The sequence below is a fragment of the Murimonas intestini genome (genome assembly GCF_024622195.1).
GTDB lineage: Bacteria > Bacillota > Clostridia > Lachnospirales > Lachnospiraceae > Murimonas > Murimonas intestini.
On the sequence record NZ_JANKBI010000001.1, the window covers coordinates 55,770 to 74,799 of the forward strand.

The window sequence follows — 19,030 nt, forward strand, 5'->3', positions numbered from 1 at the left end:
TGCTGCCGTCAGACAGGCAGCACCCCTCTCTTTGTGGATGGTAACCTTTCTTTCTTAAATATTTCAAAAATTTAAAGAAATAGGGTGAATTAATTCACAGAATTTGGTAAAATATAAAACAAAAGGATCTGGGCCGGAAGGCCGGGAGGGAGGCACTATGCTGGAAAAGATTGATTTATCTAAAAAGATGGGTAAAAAAGAATACCGCCAGATTATGGACTCGCTTGCTCCAAAGCTGGGAGCGCTGCAGAGAGAATGCAGGGATCTAAAGATACCGGTGATCATTGTCTTTGAAGGATTTGGTGCTTCCGGCAAGGGGACGCTCATTAACCAGCTGATACAGCCGCTGGATCCCAGAGGCTTTCAGGTATTTGCCATAAGCGGCGAATCCCAGGAGGAACAGATGAGGCCGTTCTTATGGCGGTTCTGGACAAAGACGCCGGAGAATGGCAGGATTGCTATTTTTGACCGCAGCTGGTACAGAAGGGTGCTTGTGGACAGATTTGATAAGGTCACTCCGGATGCGCAGCTGGGATATGCATATAATGAAATTATATCATTTGAGCAGCAGCTGGCAGACGGGGGGAATGTGATCCTTAAATTCTTTCTGGACATCACAAAAAAAGAGCAGGCAAAGCGTTACAAGGTACTGCTGGACAATAAAGAGACAGCCTGGAGAGTCACGGAGGGCGACTTGAAGCGCCAGAAGCATTTTGATGAATACAAAGTCATGAATGAGGAAATGCTTCAGAGGACTGATACGGATTTTGCCCCGTGGACGATCATAGAGGCCATGGACAGGGAATATGCAGCTGTAAAAATAATATCTGCTGTGATAAAACGCCTGGAAGAAAAAGTGGCTGAAGTGAAAGCAAAAGAAGAGGCCAGGGCAGAAGAAAAGAAAAGTGAAAATGCAGATCCTCAGAAGAGTACTGCAAAACCTGAGAGTACTGAAGAGGGTATTCAGGACAAGTTCTCCCTCAGATCCTCCATCTTAAGCAGCGCGGATCTGTCACTGTCCTATACGAAGGCTGAATATAAAGAAAAATTAAAAGAGCTGCAGGGGAGGATGGCAGTTCTGCACAGCGACCTGTACAGACGAAGGATCCCTGTCGTCCTGGCCTTTGAAGGATGGGATGCAGGAGGCAAAGGCGGTGCCATAAAGAGACTGACAGAGTGCATGGATCCGAGAGGATACGCCGTGAATCCAACTGCCGCGCCGAATGATATTGAAAAAGCACATCACTATCTGTGGCGTTTCTGGCAGAATGTTCCAAAGGCCGGCCATGTGGCCATATTTGACAGGACATGGTATGGGCGCGTCATGGTAGAAAGAATAGAAGGTTTCTGTACAACTGATGAATGGCAGAGAGCCTACAAGGAAATAAATGACATGGAAGCCCATCTTGCACATTCGGGAGCAATTGTGATAAAATTTTGGATGCAGATAGATAAGGACGAACAGGAAAAGCGGTTTAAAGAGAGGATGGCGATTCCTGAAAAACGCTGGAAGATCACAGATGAAGACTGGCGCAACAGAGAAAAATGGGATCAGTATGAGGAAGCAGTGGATGAGATGCTCATCAGGACTTCTACCACATATGCACCATGGGTGATAGTGGAGGGAAACTGTAAATATTATGCCAGGATCAAGGTCCTTGAGACTGTCATTGATGCTATTGAGACCAGAATGAAACAGAAATAAGCATCTGCCGCATGCAGGACAGATGCGCATCAGAAAGAATGGTAACATGCAGAGATTAAAATGGTATCCTGAACTATATGCAGGAGAGGGTGCCGGCGTCAGACAGAAGAAAATCATCCGCAAACTGAACCAGAATGCAGGGATGCTGGATATCTATCTGATCACGCTGGCTGCCAATCCGGCTAATTTATTAGAAATTATCTCCTCGGCATACTTACAGCAGAAGGCAGTCAGGAGAAACCTGCCTTTGATCGTGGGGATAGCCAAAGGCTATGATGAGGCGGTGCAGGTCACGGTCTCCATCATTGAAGAGGTCTATAAGGCCACAGGGGCATTTGATGTCAGAGGATATCTGGCTGAAAAAGTAAAACCAGGGCAGAAGCCGAATCAAAAAAGAAATCGACAGGTGTGAGAATATGCTACATATAATTTTGGCAATACTAAAAATCATAGGTATTCTTCTGGCGGTGGTCCTTGGACTGCTGGTGCTTGGTGTCCTGTTGATTTTATTTGTGCCTCTCAGGTATCAGCTGGATTTTGAAAGAGGGACAGGAAGTAATCTGGCCCGGGGGAAATTTGGCTGGCTAGCGCATCTTATACTGGTGACTGCGAAGCTGGAAAATAACAAACCGTATGTCACTGTCAGGATCTGTGGGTTCACAAAACAGCTTCTCCCGGCTGCGGAGAAGAAAGAAAAACCGCCCGGAAAAAGAAAAAAAAGTAAAAACAGTGAAGACAGTGAAGATGGAGAGTACGATTCAGGTCCCGGCCAGGATCAGGAGCTGCCGGCGGACAAGAAGAGGCTGCCAGAAAAAGAGGCTTCAAAGCCTGAAAATGCTCCAAAAGAGGAAAGTGTGCCAGAAAAGCCCAAAGAAGTGAAGGCAGTTTTGGCAAAGGAGCCTGAAAAAGAAGAGGACGTAAAATCCGGCCAAATAGGAAGCAGCGCTGAAAGGCCCGGCCCGCTGGAAAAGATCAAAAGACTGTATAATAAGGTTAAAACAGCAGTTCTTAAAATATACGGTATACTAGTCCATATTCCTGAGATTCCCGGTAAACTGCTGAAAAAATGGCAGGGAATCCAGAACAAAGCAGAAGCTGTCAGAAAAAAGGCAGAGCATTATATCAGTATATGGAAAGACGAAGGCACACAGGCGGTCTTTATGCTCAGTAAAGACCAGATCCGTTTCCTGTGGAAACATCTTCATCCCAGGAAAATACAGGGAAAACTCAGGTATGGTTTTGAGGATCCGTCCATTACAGGGATGGTGACAGGAGGGCTGTATATCATCCTTCCCATGAGCTTCTATGAGGTGGAACTGCTTCCGGAGTTTGAACCGGACAAGCCGCTGATACTGGAAGGAAAGCTGCTGATAAAAGGCCATGTCCGTCTCTGCCATGTGGCAAAGACTGTCTGGATCCTTTTCAGAAATAAAGATCTCAGAAAATTGATAAAACAACTGAAAGCGTAGCAGAGGCTGCCGCAGTAAATTTTAAGGAGGAAATAATTATGGCTTCAGACAATTCATTTCAGGCAACTGTTGATTCCCTGTTTAAAGGGATGGACAGTTTTATCACCACAAAGACTGTAGTGGGAGATGCTATTACAGTGGGGGATACCATACTTCTTCCCCTGGTGGACGTGACCTTCGGCGTGGCTGCCAACGCTAGGGCTGAAGATAAAAAGAACAATGGAGGCGGCGGAATGGGCGGCAAGATGTCACCGAGCGCAGTCCTTGTGATCCACAATGGTTCAACTAAGCTGGTGAATATCAAACATCAGGACGGACTTACCAAGATACTTGATATGGTTCCTGATTTTGTAGATAAATTCATGGATGGGTCCAAAGGAAAAGATGAAGATAAGGACTCTGAAAAAGCTAAAGAAAAAGAAAAGGTAGACGATATCATTAATGATATGAAGGAAGAAGCATAATTTAAATAACAGTTCAGCCATCTGCCGTTCGGCAGCCGAAGGCTGGACTGTTATTAATTTAATACAGCTGCGGGAATCTAAACGGCTGTTCCTGCATATATTATGGAAAAGAGATAAATCGGAGAGCGGCTATGAAACGCATAATCGGTTATACGCTGTTCTGGATAGCGATAGGAATGCTCCTGGCACTTTTTCTGCCCAACATTCTGGTAGCCGTCCTTACGATAACACTTCTTCTGATCGGCTATAATATTTTCTGCAGCTGTTAAGCGGGGGTTCCCCGCTTTTATGCTTTTGTTCTGCGGAAATAAAAAAGACCTCTCACAAGGAGAGGTTTTTTAACGTTCACACAATTATGCTCTTTCAACTCTGCCGCTTTTTAAGCAAGAAGTACATACATACATTTTTTTAGCAGCTCCGTTAACTTTCACTTTCACAGATTTTACATTTGATTTCCACATCTTATTTGATCTTCTATGAGAATGACTCACGTTATTTCCGAAATGAGCACCCTTTTCACAAATAGCACATTTAGCCATGACCGCACCTCCTTGTAATATATTCCGTCTACTATCCACTACATAGACTCACAACACTAATTATTCTAACAGAAGGCGCCAAATTTTGCAAGCAAAAATTAAAAAAATATGAAATAAGTGCGCAAATGTAAAATTTATTATTTCATTTTACAGAGAAACAGGGTATAATAGCAACAGTACGATATATGAGATGCTGTATAACTGCGGCATCGTTAAAAAAAGAAATACGGAGGTACCGATATGAAAGGACGTATGGATACTGATTTAGGCTCTATATTGATTGACGCAGATGTGATCTCCACTTACGCCGGAAGCGTGGCTGTGGAGTGTTTTGGTATTGTCGGCATGGCTGCTGTCAATATGAAGGACGGCCTTGTCAAACTTCTCAGGAAGGACAGCCTGATGCATGGCATCAACGTAGAACTCAATGATAATAAGATCTCACTTGATTTTCATGTGATCGTGTCATATGGCGTAAGTATTTCGGCTGTAGCCGAGAATCTGATCAGCAATGTGAAGTACAAAGTAGAAGAATTCACCGGCATGGAAATTGAAAAGATCAATATTTATGTTGAAGGTGTAAGAGCGATAGATTAAGGAGGAGCACGTTGTGTCTGTAAATACGATAAATGCCCAGCTATGCGCGAAGATGTTTTTGGCTGGTGCGAAAAACCTGGAATCAAAAAAAGAATGGATAAATGAACTGAATGTCTTTCCGGTGCCTGACGGCGATACCGGAACTAATATGACACTGACGATCATGTCAGCTGCCAAGGAGGTGGCTGCTCTTGAGAACCCTGATATGGAGGTACTTTCCAAGGCAATCTCGTCAGGGTCACTGCGCGGCGCAAGAGGAAATTCAGGCGTTATCCTTTCTCAGCTGCTGAGAGGATTTACAAAAGGCATCAAGAGCTATTCTGAGATTGATACCATCATTCTTTCCAATGCCATGCAGAAAGCTGTGGAGACTGCGTACAAAGCTGTAATGAAGCCAAAGGAAGGAACGATCCTGACAGTTGCCAAAGGTGCGGCGGACAAGGCATCTGAATTGGCTGAGACTGATATCGGACTGGAGGAATTCGTGGGTGAGATAATCGCACATGCTGATTATGTCCTTTCACAGACTCCTGAAATGCTTCCTGTGTTAAAAGAAGCAGGTGTTGTGGATTCAGGCGGACAGGGACTTGTAGAAGTGCTCAAGGGCTGTTATGATGTCCTTTTAGGCAAAGAGATCGACTATAGTATAGAAAGTGCGCCAAAGACAGGCACTGTTACTAAAATCTCACCTCAGGCAGAAGCTGACATTAAATTTGGTTATTGTACAGAATTCATTATTATGATTGAGAAAGCATATGATGAAGAGACAGAAATGGACTTTAAGGGATTTCTGGAATCAATCGGCGATTCTATCGTGCTTGTTTCCGATGATGGTATTGTAAAGGTACATGTACATACCAATGATCCCGGAAAAGCAATTTCAAGAGCTTTGACTTATGGTTCTCTCAGCAGGATCAAGATAGATAATATGAGGGAAGAACATCAGGAAAAGCTTATCAAGGATGCTGAGAAGCTGGCTGCTAAGCAGGCAGAGGAAGAACGAGAGAAAAAAGCCATTGCCAGTATGATGAAAAAGGAAGTTGGCTTTATCTCTGTTTCTGTCGGGGAAGGTATGAGTGAGATCTTTAAGGGACTGGGAGCTGACTACCTGATCGAGGGCGGCCAGACTATGAACCCCAGCACTGAGGATATGCTCAAAGCTATAGATCAGGTGTATGCTGATAATGTATTTATCTTTCCAAATAATAAAAATATCATCATGGCAGCAAATCAGGCAAAGGTACTGACAAAGGATAAGAATATCATTGTCATTCCCACAAAGACGATTCCTCAGGGTATCACGGCTATCATCAGCTATTCTCCTGAAAAGTCAGTTGAGGAGAACGAGCAGGTCATGCTGGAAGAGATCCAGAATGTGAAGACAGGACAGATCACCTACGCTGTCAGGGATACGCATATTGATGATAAAGAGATCAGGCAGGGGGATATAATGGGAATTGGTGACCATTCCATCCTTGCTGTGGGAAACGATCCGGAGGCAGTGACGCGTGAGACAGTGGAACTTATGATGGACGGTGACAGCGAACTTATCAGTATCTACTATGGTGACCAGATATCTGAAGAGAAGGCCCAGGCGCTGGCAGAAGGGCTGGAGAAATCATATCCTGACTGTGATGTGGAAGTCTACAGCGGCGGCCAGCCTATCTACTACTATGTGGTCTCAGTAGAATAGGAAGCTGCCCATGGATGAATATTCTTCTGTAGATACATTAAAGGGCATAGGCGAGAAGACAAGGGTACTTTTCGAACATGCAGGGATAAGGACAATACAGGATCTCCTGCACCATTATCCACGGGGATATGATGTTTTTGAAGAGATCGTTCCCATCCGGCAGGCAGCAGCAGAAGGACGCTATGCCGTGTATGGCATGGTGGCATCTGCAGTGCTTGTAAAGCGGATGAAAGGGAAACAGATCGTTACAGCCGCTGTAAAGGATGAGAGCGGCGTGCTGAATCTGACCTGGTTTAATATGCCCTATCTGAAAAATACACTGAAAAAGGGCGCTCATTACGTATTCAGAGGAAGAGTTGCAGAGAAAAACGGCAGATTGTTCATGGAACAGCCTGCTGTTTTTGGTGTACAGCAGTACGAGCAGCTCGTGGGGATCATGCAGCCTGTGTATCCTCTTACTGCGGGGCTCACCAATAATATGGTTTCCAAGGCTGTCAGACAGGCGTTTGAGAGTCTGGAGCATATGAAAGACTATCTTCCCGGGTGGATACGCCAGAAATACCATCTGGCCCAGTATGGTTTCGCTCTGGAACAGATACATTTTCCAAAAGATGAGGAGAGCATGATGCAGGCCAGAAGAAGGCTTGTGTTTGATGAATTTTTTCAGTTTATCCTTGCAGTTAACCAGCTTAAAACCAGCCGGGAAGCTGTCAGGAGTCCTTTTGTCATACCCAGGACCTCTCTCACATCGAAGGTGGCAGAAAACCTGGGCTATGAGCTGACAAATGCCCAGAAAAGGGTTTGGGAGGAGATACAGCATGACATGTCAGGTGAAAATGTCATGGCCAGGCTCATACAGGGGGACGTAGGTTCAGGAAAGACTATTATAGCATTTTTGGCTCTTTTTATGGCGGCAGACGCCGGCTGCCAGGGCTGCCTTATGGTGCCCACGGAGGTGCTGGCGGCACAGCATTTTGCTGCACTCACGGAGCTGATCGAAAGCCAGGGGCTGGCATTTGTGCCGGTGCTCCTCACGGGTTCTATGACAGCCAGGGAAAAACGCCTGGCCTGTGAAAAAATAAAGCTGCATCAGGCGGATATTATCGTAGGAACCCATGCTCTGATCCAGGAGAAAGTAGAATACGATAATCTGGGCCTTGTGATCACTGATGAACAGCACCGCTTCGGGGTGCGCCAGAGAGAGGCTCTTGCTGCCAAAGGAAGTACACCCCACACCATTGTCATGAGCGCTACGCCCATACCCAGGACACTTGCTGTCATCCTCTATGGGGATCTGGATATCTCGGTCATAGATGAGCTGCCCTCTAACAGGCTTCCCATAAAAAATTGTGTGGTAAATACCGGGTACAGACCCAGGGCATACCAGTTTATACAGCGTCAGGTGGATGAAGGGCGTCAGGCATATATTATCTGTCCCATGGTAGAGGAGAGTGAGATGATAGAGGCTGAGGATGTTATCTCTTATACTCAGCAGCTGAAAGAAGAGCTTGCTCCTTCCGTGTGCGTGGAATACCTGCATGGCAAAATGAAGCCTAAAGAGAAAAATGCAATCATGGAGCGGTTCCTGTCAGGAGAGATCCATGTCCTGGTATCTACCACCGTGGTGGAGGTTGGGGTAAATGTCCCAAATGCCACTGTCATGATGGTGGAAAATGCAGAAAGATTTGGCCTGGCGCAGCTTCACCAGCTGAGAGGCCGGGTGGGAAGAGGGAAACACCAGTCTTTTTGCATATTTATGCATACAATTGACAATCAGCGGACGCAGAAGCGCCTTGAGATACTGAATCATTCAAATGACGGCTTCTATATAGCTGAGGAGGACTTAAAGCTGCGCGGCCCGGGGGATATATTCGGTATTCGCCAGAGCGGTCTGCTGGAATTTAAAATCGCGGATGTATTCAATGATGCCCCTGTTATGCAGGAAGCTTCTGAGGCAGCAGCGGCTGTTCTGGCAGTGGATCCGCAGCTGGATATGGAGGAACACAGAGGCCTGAAAAGGCTGATGGAAGAGTGTATAAATTTTTGTAATACCGTGAATTTTTAAGAATTTTATTGCTATTTCCGGTAAAATGGTATATCATGCTATTTGTGCAGTGCCCATTTTGTGGGACTGCAGCGTGAAACCGCAACATTTTGGTAGTAGTTTTTGAGGAGGAAAATTGTATGAAAACTGTAAAGAAACTCACAAAAGAGACAGCGAAGGTCGAGACAGCCCCTGTAAAGGATACGAAGACAGCTGTAAAGAATGAAGCTCCTAAAGCTGCGGCAGCTCCTGCTGCTAAGGCAACTACTGTAGAAAAGACAACTGAAAAAACAACGGCAGAAAATACAGCAGTAAAAACGGAAACAGCAAAGAAAACGGCTCCCGCAAGAAAGACCGGGACAGCCAGAAGGACAGCTGCAGCAAAGAAAAGCGCAGAGATAAAAGAGACAGTTTATCTCCAGTGCTTTGGAAAAGAAGTATCGGCGGCTGATCTGAGCTCACGTGTGAAGGAGATCTGGGAAAAAGAATACAACAAGAAGACGGATGAGATAGAGACTCTGGAAATCTATCTGAAGCCTGAAGAAGATGCTGCTTACTACGTGATCAACAGCAGTGTGACAGGAAGCATAAGCTTATAATAAAAACTACATTTTAAAGGGAGACATTGTGAATTGAATTCTGCATTTCGGCCATAATAATCATGGTATGAGGTGCAGCGTTCACGCAATGTCTCCCTTTTTTTCGGGGAATGGAACTTCTGGAGATTATGAAATAATTACCAGTTTAAAAAAAAGAATGCTCCACATACTATGTTTGCAACTAACAATTGCAAACAATTAAAAATAAAGAATGAAAAGAAAAGAAATTTAAAGGAGGCGTTTTATTATGTCAAATCGTTCATCTAACACAGCAGCTGTACCAGAAGCAAAGGGTGCTTTAGACCGTTTCAAATTCGAAGTAGCAAATGAGCTTGGTGTACCGTTAACAGATGGTTACAACGGAAACCTGACATCCAAACAGAATGGTTCTGTAGGCGGATATATGGTTAAAAAAATGATCGAAGCACAGGAAAGACAGATGTCCGGAAGCTCATCTATGGGAAGTTCATCCATGGGCAGCTCATCCATGGGCAACTCTGGAATGTCTCAGATCTAATTTAGATTCTGAATACTGAATCAGATGGATACAGAGGGGATGCCGCAGATGCAGCATCCCCTTTTTCCGGGAAAAATATGTTTCCTGCGGGAGAATATATTTTTCGACAAAAAAACATCAAAAATATTTCCCATTTTACAGTGACCTATGATATAATCAAAATATCGTTGTAGCTGAATAGATACTGAACAGTTACATAACTTTTTATTGTCGAGGTTGAAAATACATGAATATAGGAATAATTGCACACAATTCGAAAAAAAATCTGATCGAGGATTTCTGCGTAGCTTACAAGAGAATCCTTGGAAAACATGAGATCTATGCAACAGGTACCACCGGAAGAAGGATAGAGGAGGTCACCAATCTGCGCGTACATAAGTTTCTTCCCGGAAGCATCGGGGGAGATAAGCAGTTTTTGGAAATGATAGAACGCAATGGATTAGATATGGTCATATTCTTCTATAATCCTGCTATGATCAGTCCTAAGGAACCGGATATCTATATGGTTTCAAAACACTGTGACCGTTACAATATTCCAATCGCAACTAATATTGCTACGGCTGAGTCTCTGATACTGGGCCTTGACCACGGAGATCTGGAGTGGAGAAATCAAATTTAGAGGAGGATATCTTGTATGTCAATCAATGACATTGAAAATCTATTTTTGTTTATCGGAGGCCTGGGGATGTTCCTGTTTGGTATGCACAGCATGTCAGACGGCATCCAGAAATCTACAGGCAGCAAAATGAGGGAACTGTTGGGCATCCTGACTAACAACCGCTTTATGGCTGTTATTGTGGGTGCCCTGATTACGGCTATCATTCAGAGCAGCGGCGCCACAACTGTTATGGTGGTTGGTTTTGTTAATGCAGGGATCATGACACTGGGACAGGCCATCGGAGTTATCATGGGTGCGAATATAGGTACATGCATCACCTCCTGGATCGTATCCCTGGGACAGCTGGGTGATACCTTCAAAGCTGTGTCTCCTTCACTCTATGCTCCGCTTCTTGTAGGCGTTGGTGCGTTTTTTATCATGTTTGCCAAAAAAGCAAAGAAAAAAACTGCAGGTGAGATCATCATCGGACTCGGCCTGCTTTTTATCGGCCTGGATTTCATGAAAAATTCAGCTGCAGATTATACAGAGCTCCCTATTTTTACAAATGCTTTTGCCCTGTTCGGAAGCAATCCTTTCCTGGGTATTGCGATCGGCGCTCTTGTCACAGGCATTATGCAGAGCTCCTCTGCGTCAGTAGGTATCCTGCAGACTCTTGCAGCCACAGGTGGCGTTGTGACGACAGCATCAGCAGTGTACATCAGCCTTGGTTCCAATATTGGTTCCTGCTTCACTGCACTTTTATCCAGCCTTGGCGCTCCCAGAAATGCAAAACGTGCGGCTGTCATGCACCTGTCCTTTAATGTGATCGGCGCTGTGATCTTCGGCATTGCCATGTATTTCCTGTTCAGGCTGAGGCCCACGTTTGCAGACGGAAGTATCGGAAGTGTGGGGATCTCCATCTTCCATACCATCTTCAATATCATATGTACCATACTCATTTTTCCGTTTGCTGATAAACTGGTAAGTCTGTCAGGTGTTTTTGTGAAGAGCCATGACGATGATTCTGTCTCTTCAGAGGATGAAGAGGTAGTGACCCTGCGCCATCTGGACGACCGTATTCTGGAGACACCTTCATTTGCAGTTGAAAATGCTATTCTGGAAGTGGTCCATATGGGAAGGACAACACATGAAAACCTGCAGAGGGCCTTCAATGCAGTCCTTAATTATGACCAGCAGGCTGTGGATAAAGTTTATGAAACAGAAAAGACGATCAACAGCATGGAAAAGATGATTACGGAGTATCTGGTAAAGATAAGCAATCTTTCTTTAAATGAGGATCAGCATAATATAATCAACGACTTGTTTTATTCAGTAAGCGATATTGAGAGGGTGGGCGACCATACTGAAAATATTGCAGAGCTTATTGACAGGAACAGGGCAGGGGGAGAGATCGTATTCTCGGATGATGCCAGGGAGGAATTAAAGGAGATCATGGATCTGGTGGACAATTCCTTCTCCTACGCCATGAGCGCCCGGGAAAAGGAGAGCATAGACGACGCCAATCAGGTAGTGAAATACGAGGATATGGTTGACAATATGGAGGAGGAGCTCAGGGAAACACATATTGAGCGCCTTTCAAAACAGCTGTGCAAGCCGACTAACGGGGTAGTATTCCTGGATATCATCAGTAATCTGGAACGTATTTCAGACCATGCGTATAATCTTGCAGGGTATGTTATGTCTGAACAGTAGACTAATCATGAGGAAGATAAATGGACAAACTGATATATATTGTTGAAGATGATAAAAATATACGGGAGTTAGTGATCTACGCTTTAAAGACGGCAGGATTCTGCGGGGAGGGCTTTGAAAACGCCACGGAGTTCTATGAGGGGATGAGCAGGGATGTGCCGTCTCTTATCCTTATGGATATCATGCTTCCCGATGAGGATGGGATCACCATCCTCAAGAAACTGAAAAACAGCCAGAAATGGTCACAGGTGCCTGTCATTATGCTGACAGCCAAGACAACGGAATACGACAAGGTAATCGGCCTCGACACAGGAGCGGACGATTATATCACAAAGCCCTTTGGCGTCCTGGAACTGATCTCCCGGGTGAAGGCGGTGATGCGCCGAAGCCAAAAAGCTTCGCCGTCAGATGAGGCTCTGAGCATGGGAGAGCTCTCAGTTGATGAACAGAAGCACCGGGTGTCTGCGGCAGGAGAGGAAGTCATCCTGACACATAAGGAATTTGAACTTCTCGTATATCTCATGAAAAACAGGGGCATTGTGCTATCAAGAGACAGGATCCTGGAGGTGATCTGGGATTACAACTATGAGGGCGAGAGCAGGACAGTTGATGTGCATATCGGATCCCTCAGACAGAAGCTTGGCAGCTGCGGCGACATGATCAGGACGATCCGGGGCGTGGGATACAAAATAGAAGAATAATCAGCGGAAAAAGGAATAAGAAGATGAAGAAAAAAATATATGTGAATATATGCGGTCTGGCGCTGCTGACAATTCTCTTTATTTCTGTTATTTTCGTCAGCTTTTCAAATCATACATTACATGAACAGATGCAGGAGAGCACAAAGACTGAAGCTGCCTATGTGGCAGCCGCATGCGGGTCTTTAGAGGATCCTGTATCTTTTTTTGATCAGCTTTCAGCAGAAATATCACTGCGCATCACATACATTCGGAAGGATGGGAGCGTCCTGTATGATAACCATGCGGACGCAGCAGGCCTTGAAAACCATCTGAAGCGCCCCGAGATACAGGAGGCGGCAGCAAATGGTTATGGTTCCGGGTCCAGACTCTCAGACACTCTCAGGGAGGAGACTTACTATTACGCTGTGCGCTTGCAGAACGGAGATTTTGTGAGGGTATCATCTGTAAGTGACAGTGTGCTGCAGACATTTCTTACGCTGCTGCCTGTTATAGGGCTGGCTTCTCTGGCTGTCCTGCTCTGTTCCCTGTTTATTGCCAGAATGCTGACAAAGGGCATACTAAAGCCCATCAACAGCATCGACCTGAAAAAGCCCATGGACTCAGGGTGTTTTGAAGAATTATGGCCTCTTCTCTCCAGAATTGAAAAGCAGAATGCAAAGATCGATGAGCAGGTAAATGTTCTTCTGGATCAGCAGCAGAAGTTTAACACCATCACAGAGAATATGAATGAAGGGCTTATCCTGCTGGATGAGGCCGGAAAGATAAATTTCATCAATGGAAGCTGCAAGAATCTATTCCATGCACCCAGCATGCATTATATAGGAAAAAGTATATCCCTGTTTAACAGGAGCTACCAGATGCAGAGTACTGTTGATGCTGCCCTGAAGGGAGATATAAGCAGTGCAGTCCTGAACCTGGATGAAAGAGTGGTGCAGGTCTTCGGAAACCCTGTTATCGAGGATGGAAAGGTCAGGGGAGCGGTGCTCTTTATTCTGGATGTCACCCAGAAGCAGAAGGCTGAGCAGATGCGCAAAGAATTCTCAGCAAATGTATCCCATGAATTAAAGACACCTCTCACCTCTATTTCAGGATATGCAGAGCTTATGTTAAACGGTATGGCGGCCCCTGAAGATGTTCCGGGATTTGCAAGAAAGATCTATGACGAAGCAGCCAGGCTTATCGTACTTGTCAATGATATCATCAAAATCAGCCGGCTGGATGAAAAAGATATCCGCCAGTCAAAGGAGACTGTGGACCTGTATAAGATGGCCGGGGAGATCGAGGACAGGCTGGAACATGTGGCGGAAAAAGCTGGGGTCACCTTAAAGCTGGAAGGTGAGACTGTGAATGTGTGCGCTGTCAGGTCTATGATGGATGACCTCATATATAATCTGTGTGAGAACGGCATAAAATACAACAGGCCGGGAGGAAGTGTAGAGGTCCTTATCACTGAGAGAGACCAGCATCCTATCATTCAGGTGTCAGATACAGGGATCGGTATTCCCAGGGAATACCAGGAACGTATATTTGAGAGGTTCTACAGGATCGACAAGAGCCATTCGAAGCAGACAGGAGGTACCGGCCTGGGGCTTTCTATTGTCAAGCATGTGGTAGAGTGCCATAATGGTTATATTGAGATACACAGTGTCCCTGATGAAGGGACTGTTATAACGATCCATTTATAAATACATGGAATATGTAATACAGGAAAATGTACTAAAATGAGGAGGCGCTGCAGAAATGCGGCGCCTCCTCATTACTTTACACAGATTTTACAAAAAGAGGAATTGTTTTTTATATGGTTCCTTTAGAATACATTCTTGTAAAACATAAAAAGATTTGGAGGAATTCATTATGAGAAAATTGGCAGTTATGGCTCTGGCAGGTATCATGACATTAGGGCTCGCAGCATGCGGGAATGGCAATGAAAGCACAGAAGCGGCAACTAAAGCGGCTACAGAGGCAAAGACGGAGGCGAAGACAGAAGCAAAAACAGAAGCCCCCACAGAAGCTAAGGCTGAGACAGAAGCAGCAGAGGGAAGTGACACTGCTTCAGGAGATTTAAGCGGAACGGTCATCATAACAGGATCCACATCTGTTGAGAAGATTTTAAATGATATGAAGGATGAATTTGAAGCCCTGAATCCAGATGTCAAGATCGAGTATACAGGCAGCGGTTCTTCAGCCGGCATCACAGATACAAAATCAGGCACAAATAATATTGGCGCTGCATCCAGGGAATTAAAAGAGGAAGAAAAAGAGGATGCTTTAAAAACAGAAGTGTTTGCATATGACGGCATTGCTGTGATCGTAAACCCGGCCAACACAGGGGTCACAGACATCACAGAAGAACAGCTGGCTGATATCTACTCCGGAAAGATCACAAACTGGAGCGAGGTTGGCGGTGAGGATGGTGACATCTTTGTAGTATCAAGGGAAGAGAGCTCAGGGACAAGAAGTGCATTTGAAGAGCTGATCGGACTTGAGGATGCAGGCGGACTTGCAGGCAGCGCTTCTGTGTCAGAAGGAAACGGACCTGTCCAGGCAGCTGTTGCAGGAAATGAAAATGCAATCGGATATGTATCCTTCTCATTTATCGATGATACAGTAAAACCGCTGACAGTAGGCGGTGTTGAAGCGACAGCAGAGCTGGCTAAATCAGGTGATTATCCGCTGTCAAGGCCATTCCTTTTCTGCTACTATGATGACAAGGTGACAGACGCAGGCAAAGCATTTTTAGATTTTGCAGTTTCAGCAGACGGACAGGCCTGTGTAGATACACATGGCGGGATCCGTGTAGACAAGTAACGATTTATCAGCAAAAGAGGTCTTAACAAGACATTAAGGAAGGAATTTGACAATGGACCGGAATTTAAGCCGCAATGTAAAACGGGATGTATGGGAAAAAATTGTTGAAGGTATCTTTTTGATCTGTGCATTGGCCGGGGTTATTTCGGTAATTGCCATTATAGTCTTCGTATTTTATAAGGGGCTTCATCCATTTTTTGGAGAAGATGCGTACAGCTTCTGGGATTTCATTTCGGGAACGAGATGGGCTCCCAGCCAGAATGTATATGGTGTCTTCTATATGATAGCAGGCTCAGTGCTGGCAACGGCGGGCGCCATCATCATAGGAGTGCCGATCGGAGTGCTGACAGCTGTATTCATAGCGGAAATGGCGCCGAAGGGTGCAGTCAGGGTAATCAAGCCGGCCATAGAATTACTGGCCGGCATTCCTTCTGTATTATACGGTGCATTCGGCCTGGGCGTAGTAGTCCCGATCATTAAAGAGATCTCGCCCATGGTACAGGGCCAGTCCCTTCTGGCTGTTATTATTGTCCTGACTATAATGATATTACCGACAATTGTTTCACTCTCCGAAAGCGCTATCCGCGCAGTTCCAAAATCCTACAGGGAAGCTTCTCTGGGGCTTGGCGCCTCGAAGATCCAGACGATCTTCAAGGCTGTGCTGCCGGCAGCAAAATCAGGTATACTCTCGGCTACAGTACTGGGAGTAGGAAGAGCGATTGGTGAGACAATGGCAGTCATGATGATAGCAGGGAATCCTACCCAGGGACTCCCGAACAGCATATGGTCCATGGTCCGGCCGCTGACCACTAATATCGCCATGGAGATGAGCTACGCATCAGGGCGGCAGCAGGAGATGCTTTTTGCAACGGGCGTTATCCTTTTTATCTTTATCATGATCGTAAATATCACACTGCTGAAGCTGACAAACAAGGAAGGTGACAAATAATGAGCAGGAAGGCAAAAGACAATCTGGTGCGCGGCGCGATCTATGGCTGTGCAGGGTTTACTGTACTTATACTTGTGGTTATTATCGGATTCATTGTCATAAAAGGTCTTCCGGGCATCAGTATTGATTTTCTCACAAGAGATTATGAAGACAAGACTACTTATATCTCTGTGGACGCGGCAGAACAGGAACAGACTTCGGGGCAGGAGGAAGGCTACGTGTCTTCCATCAAAGCTGTAATTGGGCTGAATGACAAAGGACAGGCTGTAATTACAAAATTAGATGAGGATTCTCCGCTTAAAGAAGCAAAAAATACGAAAAATGAGGCGTACCCTGTTTCAAAAAAAGATATCATTACAAAGGCCGGGGATTTGAAAATAGAGGGCATCAGTTCTCTGTCCGATGCTGTATCCAGCTTAAACGGGCTTTCGGGAAATGTTAAACTGAAAATAACAAGACCGGGCGGAGGCATACTGCCGATGGTTGTCACGACCCTGTATATGATCGGCATCTCCCTTCTTATATCGGCGCCTGTAGGAATTTTCTCAGCAGTATATCTGATCGAGTATGCAAAACCGGGGCGGCTCATGTCCACCATACATTTTGCAATACAAAACCTTGCGGGTATTCCTTCTATTATCTATGGCCTGTTCGGTTCCCTGTTCTTTGTAAAGGTATGCCGGCTGCAGTATTCTCTTCTGGCAGGAGCCCTGACACTTTCCATCATACTGCTTCCTACTATCATCACCACTACAGAGGAAGCTCTCAAAGCGATTCCGAAGACATACAGGGAATCTTCACTTGGTCTTGGGGCCACAAAGCTTCAGACAATAAATAAAGTAATACTGCCCAATGCCATGCCTGGTATCCTGGTAGCTCTGCTGCTGGGGATAGGGCGCATCGTGGGTGAATCGGCCGCCCTTCTTCTGACGGCCGGGACGGTGGCGCAGATTCCGCAGGCTCTGTTTGGAAATTCTGCCAGCGGCGCAACCCTGACGATTAAGATGTATACTCTTATGAAGGAAGAAAATGATCTGACAACAGCCTGTGCCATCGGCATTGTACTGCTGGTAATCATTATTTTCATAAATTGGGCATCAAAAGCCATCACTAAACGGCTTTTAAAGAAAGGAGCATAAAACCATGGCAGAAAAGAAGCCAGCCAAATTCTCGGTGCAGGATTTGAGCCTGTACTACGGGGATTTTAAGGCGCTGAATCAGATAAATATGGAAATCCCGCAAAACGAGATAATCGCCTTTATCGGGCCCTCCGGCTGCGGAAAGTCCACCTTCCTGAAGACGATCAACAGAATGAACGACCTTATAGAAGGTGTAAAGGTAGAAGGAAAGATATATATGGACGGCACAGATATCTACAAAGATATAGATGTCATAAAGCTCCGCCAGAAAGTCGGCATGGTTTTTCAGCAGCCCAATCCGTTCCCCATGAGTATCTATGATAACGTGGCATATGGACCAAGGATACATGGAATCAAGAAAAAATCACAGCTGGATGAGATCGTGGAGACAAGCCTGAAGCAGGCGGCTATCTGGGATGAGGTCAAAGACCGCCTGAAAAAGAATGCTCTGGGTATGTCCGGCGGCCAGCAGCAGCGTATCTGCATTGCAAGAGCTCTGGCTGTTGAGCCGGAAGTCATATTGATGGATGAGCCCACAAGCGCACTGGATCCTATTTCCACCCTGAAGATCGAGGATCTGGCTGTAGAGTTAAAGGAAAAATACACAATTATAATTGTTACTCACAATATGCAGCAGGCCAGCCGTATCTCTGACAGGACGGCATTTTTCCTCACAGGGGATGTCATCGAGTATGGGGAGACAGAGGAGATTTTCAATAACCCGGTACAGAAAAAGACTGAAGATTATATTACAGGCCGTTTCGGCTGATTTGGAGGGAAACACAATGACTACCAGAAAAATATACTTGGCTGAATTAGAAGAGCTCACTGAAAAGGTCAGTCTTATGGGGCAGAAGCTGGAAGAGATGATCGGTTCTGTAAAGAAGGCTCTCACTGAGATGGACGGGGAGCTGGCAAAGGCCATAATTGCCCAGGATGATGATATAGATGAGCTGGAGAGGACAGTGGAGCATGGATGCATACGCATAGTCGCGAAACAGCAGCCTGTAGCCACAGACCTGCGCAGAGTGACATCCATCATGCGCCTGATCGGTGATATTGAGCGCATAGCCGACCACTGCGGAGATATATCTGAATATATTATCGCTCTCACAGGAGAATCCATCATACCCATGCCGGAAAATATCTTGGAGATGTTTGATGTAATGAAGAAAATGGTGGGCATGACCATAGAGAGCTTTATCACAGAAAATGTGCAGGAAACGGAAGAAGTCACTAAGATGGATGATATAGTGGATGATTATTTCGAGAAGATCAAAGATGAGCTGTGCATTGCCATGAAACACAACCCGGAGCATATAAGGGCATATGCGGATTACCTGCTGATAGCCAAATATGTAGAGAGGATGGCTGACCATTCCACGAATATTGCCGAGTGGACGGCATTCATCGTGACGGGTGACCTGGAACAGTATATGAATATTTAGTACGGATATATTTAACATAATTATTAGAAACTGCCCTGCGTAAAGCG

20 protein-coding genes are annotated in these 19,030 nt (G+C 45.4%); 19 read left to right on the forward strand and 1 reads right to left on the reverse strand.

Translation table 11 applies throughout. The annotated features are described in order from the left end of the window. Nucleotides 1-157 precede the first annotated feature (157 nt). The 5 genes from NSB28_RS00250 to NSB28_RS00270 all read left to right on the forward strand — a co-directional run bounded on the left by NSB28_RS00250 (nt 158) and on the right by NSB28_RS00270 (nt 3,907). Nucleotides 158-1,705: a phosphate--AMP phosphotransferase gene (locus tag NSB28_RS00250; protein ID WP_109624751.1), complete on the forward strand. Its 1,548-nt coding sequence runs from the start codon at nt 158-160 to the stop codon at nt 1,703-1,705. A 46-nt stretch (nt 1,706-1,751) separates the two neighbouring features. Continuing rightward, complete coding sequence (locus tag NSB28_RS00255; RefSeq protein WP_109624834.1) at nt 1,752-2,117, forward strand: hypothetical protein; 366 nt, start codon at nt 1,752-1,754, stop codon at nt 2,115-2,117. Between the two features lie 4 nt (nt 2,118-2,121). Then, nucleotides 2,122-3,174 carry a DUF2953 domain-containing protein gene (locus NSB28_RS00260; RefSeq protein ID WP_109624750.1) on the forward strand — a complete coding sequence of 351 codons (1,053 nt, stop codon included), beginning with the start codon at nt 2,122-2,124 and terminating at the stop codon, nt 3,172-3,174. A 38-nt stretch (nt 3,175-3,212) separates the two neighbouring features. Further along, nucleotides 3,213-3,638, forward strand: coding sequence for a GerW family sporulation protein (locus NSB28_RS00265; protein ID WP_109624749.1), 426 nt, complete (start codon nt 3,213-3,215; stop codon nt 3,636-3,638). Nucleotides 3,639-3,769: 131 nt separating this feature from the next. After that, nucleotides 3,770-3,907: a hypothetical protein gene (locus tag NSB28_RS00270; RefSeq protein ID WP_187374062.1), complete on the forward strand. Its 138-nt coding sequence runs from the start codon at nt 3,770-3,772 to the stop codon at nt 3,905-3,907. Nucleotides 3,908-3,991: 84 nt separating this feature from the next. Here NSB28_RS00270 and rpmB read toward each other — a convergent pair whose 3' ends face one another. Then, nucleotides 3,992-4,177 (reverse strand): 50S ribosomal protein L28, encoded by a 186-nt coding sequence (gene rpmB, locus NSB28_RS00275; protein WP_109624748.1) that lies wholly within the window; start codon nt 4,175-4,177, stop codon nt 3,992-3,994. A gap of 240 nt (nt 4,178-4,417) precedes the next feature. Between rpmB and NSB28_RS00280 the strand changes: the two genes are divergently transcribed. The 14 genes from NSB28_RS00280 (at nt 4,418) to phoU (ending at nt 18,983) form a co-directional block, all read left to right on the forward strand. After that, the gene (locus tag NSB28_RS00280) at nt 4,418-4,774 is read left to right on the forward strand and encodes an Asp23/Gls24 family envelope stress response protein (protein ID WP_109624747.1); all 357 of its coding nucleotides are present in this window, start codon (nt 4,418-4,420) and stop codon (nt 4,772-4,774) included. A gap of 13 nt (nt 4,775-4,787) precedes the next feature. Continuing rightward, on the forward strand, nt 4,788-6,467 hold the full coding sequence (locus tag NSB28_RS00285; protein ID WP_109624746.1) for a DAK2 domain-containing protein: 1,680 nt from the start codon (nt 4,788-4,790) through the stop codon (nt 6,465-6,467). 10 nt (nt 6,468-6,477) lie between these two features. Continuing rightward, the gene (gene recG / locus NSB28_RS00290; protein ID WP_109624745.1) at nt 6,478-8,532 is read left to right on the forward strand and encodes an ATP-dependent DNA helicase RecG; all 2,055 of its coding nucleotides are present in this window, start codon (nt 6,478-6,480) and stop codon (nt 8,530-8,532) included. Nucleotides 8,533-8,651: 119 nt separating this feature from the next. Further along, complete coding sequence (locus NSB28_RS00295; protein ID WP_109624744.1) at nt 8,652-9,110, forward strand: DUF6465 family protein; 459 nt, start codon at nt 8,652-8,654, stop codon at nt 9,108-9,110. A 247-nt stretch (nt 9,111-9,357) separates the two neighbouring features. Next, nucleotides 9,358-9,627, forward strand: a complete 270-nt coding sequence (locus NSB28_RS00300) for an alpha/beta-type small acid-soluble spore protein (RefSeq protein ID WP_243134595.1) — start codon at nt 9,358-9,360, stop codon at nt 9,625-9,627. 226 nt (nt 9,628-9,853) lie between these two features. Then, nucleotides 9,854-10,246 (forward strand): methylglyoxal synthase, encoded by a 393-nt coding sequence (locus NSB28_RS00305; RefSeq protein ID WP_109624743.1) that lies wholly within the window; start codon nt 9,854-9,856, stop codon nt 10,244-10,246. 15 nt (nt 10,247-10,261) lie between these two features. Continuing rightward, nucleotides 10,262-11,938: a Na/Pi cotransporter family protein gene (locus NSB28_RS00310; protein WP_109624742.1), complete on the forward strand. Its 1,677-nt coding sequence runs from the start codon at nt 10,262-10,264 to the stop codon at nt 11,936-11,938. Nucleotides 11,939-11,967: 29 nt separating this feature from the next. After that, nucleotides 11,968-12,639 (forward strand): winged helix-turn-helix domain-containing protein, encoded by a 672-nt coding sequence (locus tag NSB28_RS00315; protein WP_109624833.1) that lies wholly within the window; start codon nt 11,968-11,970, stop codon nt 12,637-12,639. Between the two features lie 23 nt (nt 12,640-12,662). Then, entirely contained in the window at nt 12,663-14,324 is a 1,662-nt protein-coding gene (locus NSB28_RS00320; RefSeq protein WP_109624741.1) for an ATP-binding protein, read from the forward strand. Nucleotides 14,325-14,493: 169 nt separating this feature from the next. Next, nucleotides 14,494-15,447, forward strand: a complete 954-nt coding sequence (locus tag NSB28_RS00325) for a phosphate ABC transporter substrate-binding protein (RefSeq protein WP_109624740.1) — start codon at nt 14,494-14,496, stop codon at nt 15,445-15,447. A 52-nt stretch (nt 15,448-15,499) separates the two neighbouring features. Then, the gene (pstC, locus tag NSB28_RS00330) at nt 15,500-16,396 is read left to right on the forward strand and encodes a phosphate ABC transporter permease subunit PstC (RefSeq protein WP_109624739.1); all 897 of its coding nucleotides are present in this window, start codon (nt 15,500-15,502) and stop codon (nt 16,394-16,396) included. Beyond that, nucleotides 16,396-17,535, forward strand: coding sequence for a phosphate ABC transporter permease PstA (gene pstA / locus NSB28_RS00335; protein ID WP_109624738.1), 1,140 nt, complete (start codon nt 16,396-16,398; stop codon nt 17,533-17,535). Before pstC ends, pstA begins: the two co-directional genes overlap by 1 nt. Before the next feature lie 4 nt (nt 17,536-17,539). Beyond that, nucleotides 17,540-18,304 carry a phosphate ABC transporter ATP-binding protein PstB gene (gene pstB, locus NSB28_RS00340; protein WP_109624737.1) on the forward strand — a complete coding sequence of 255 codons (765 nt, stop codon included), beginning with the start codon at nt 17,540-17,542 and terminating at the stop codon, nt 18,302-18,304. A gap of 16 nt (nt 18,305-18,320) precedes the next feature. Beyond that, entirely contained in the window at nt 18,321-18,983 is a 663-nt protein-coding gene (gene phoU, locus NSB28_RS00345) for a phosphate signaling complex protein PhoU (RefSeq protein ID WP_187374063.1), read from the forward strand. Nucleotides 18,984-19,030: the final 47 nt, after the last annotated feature.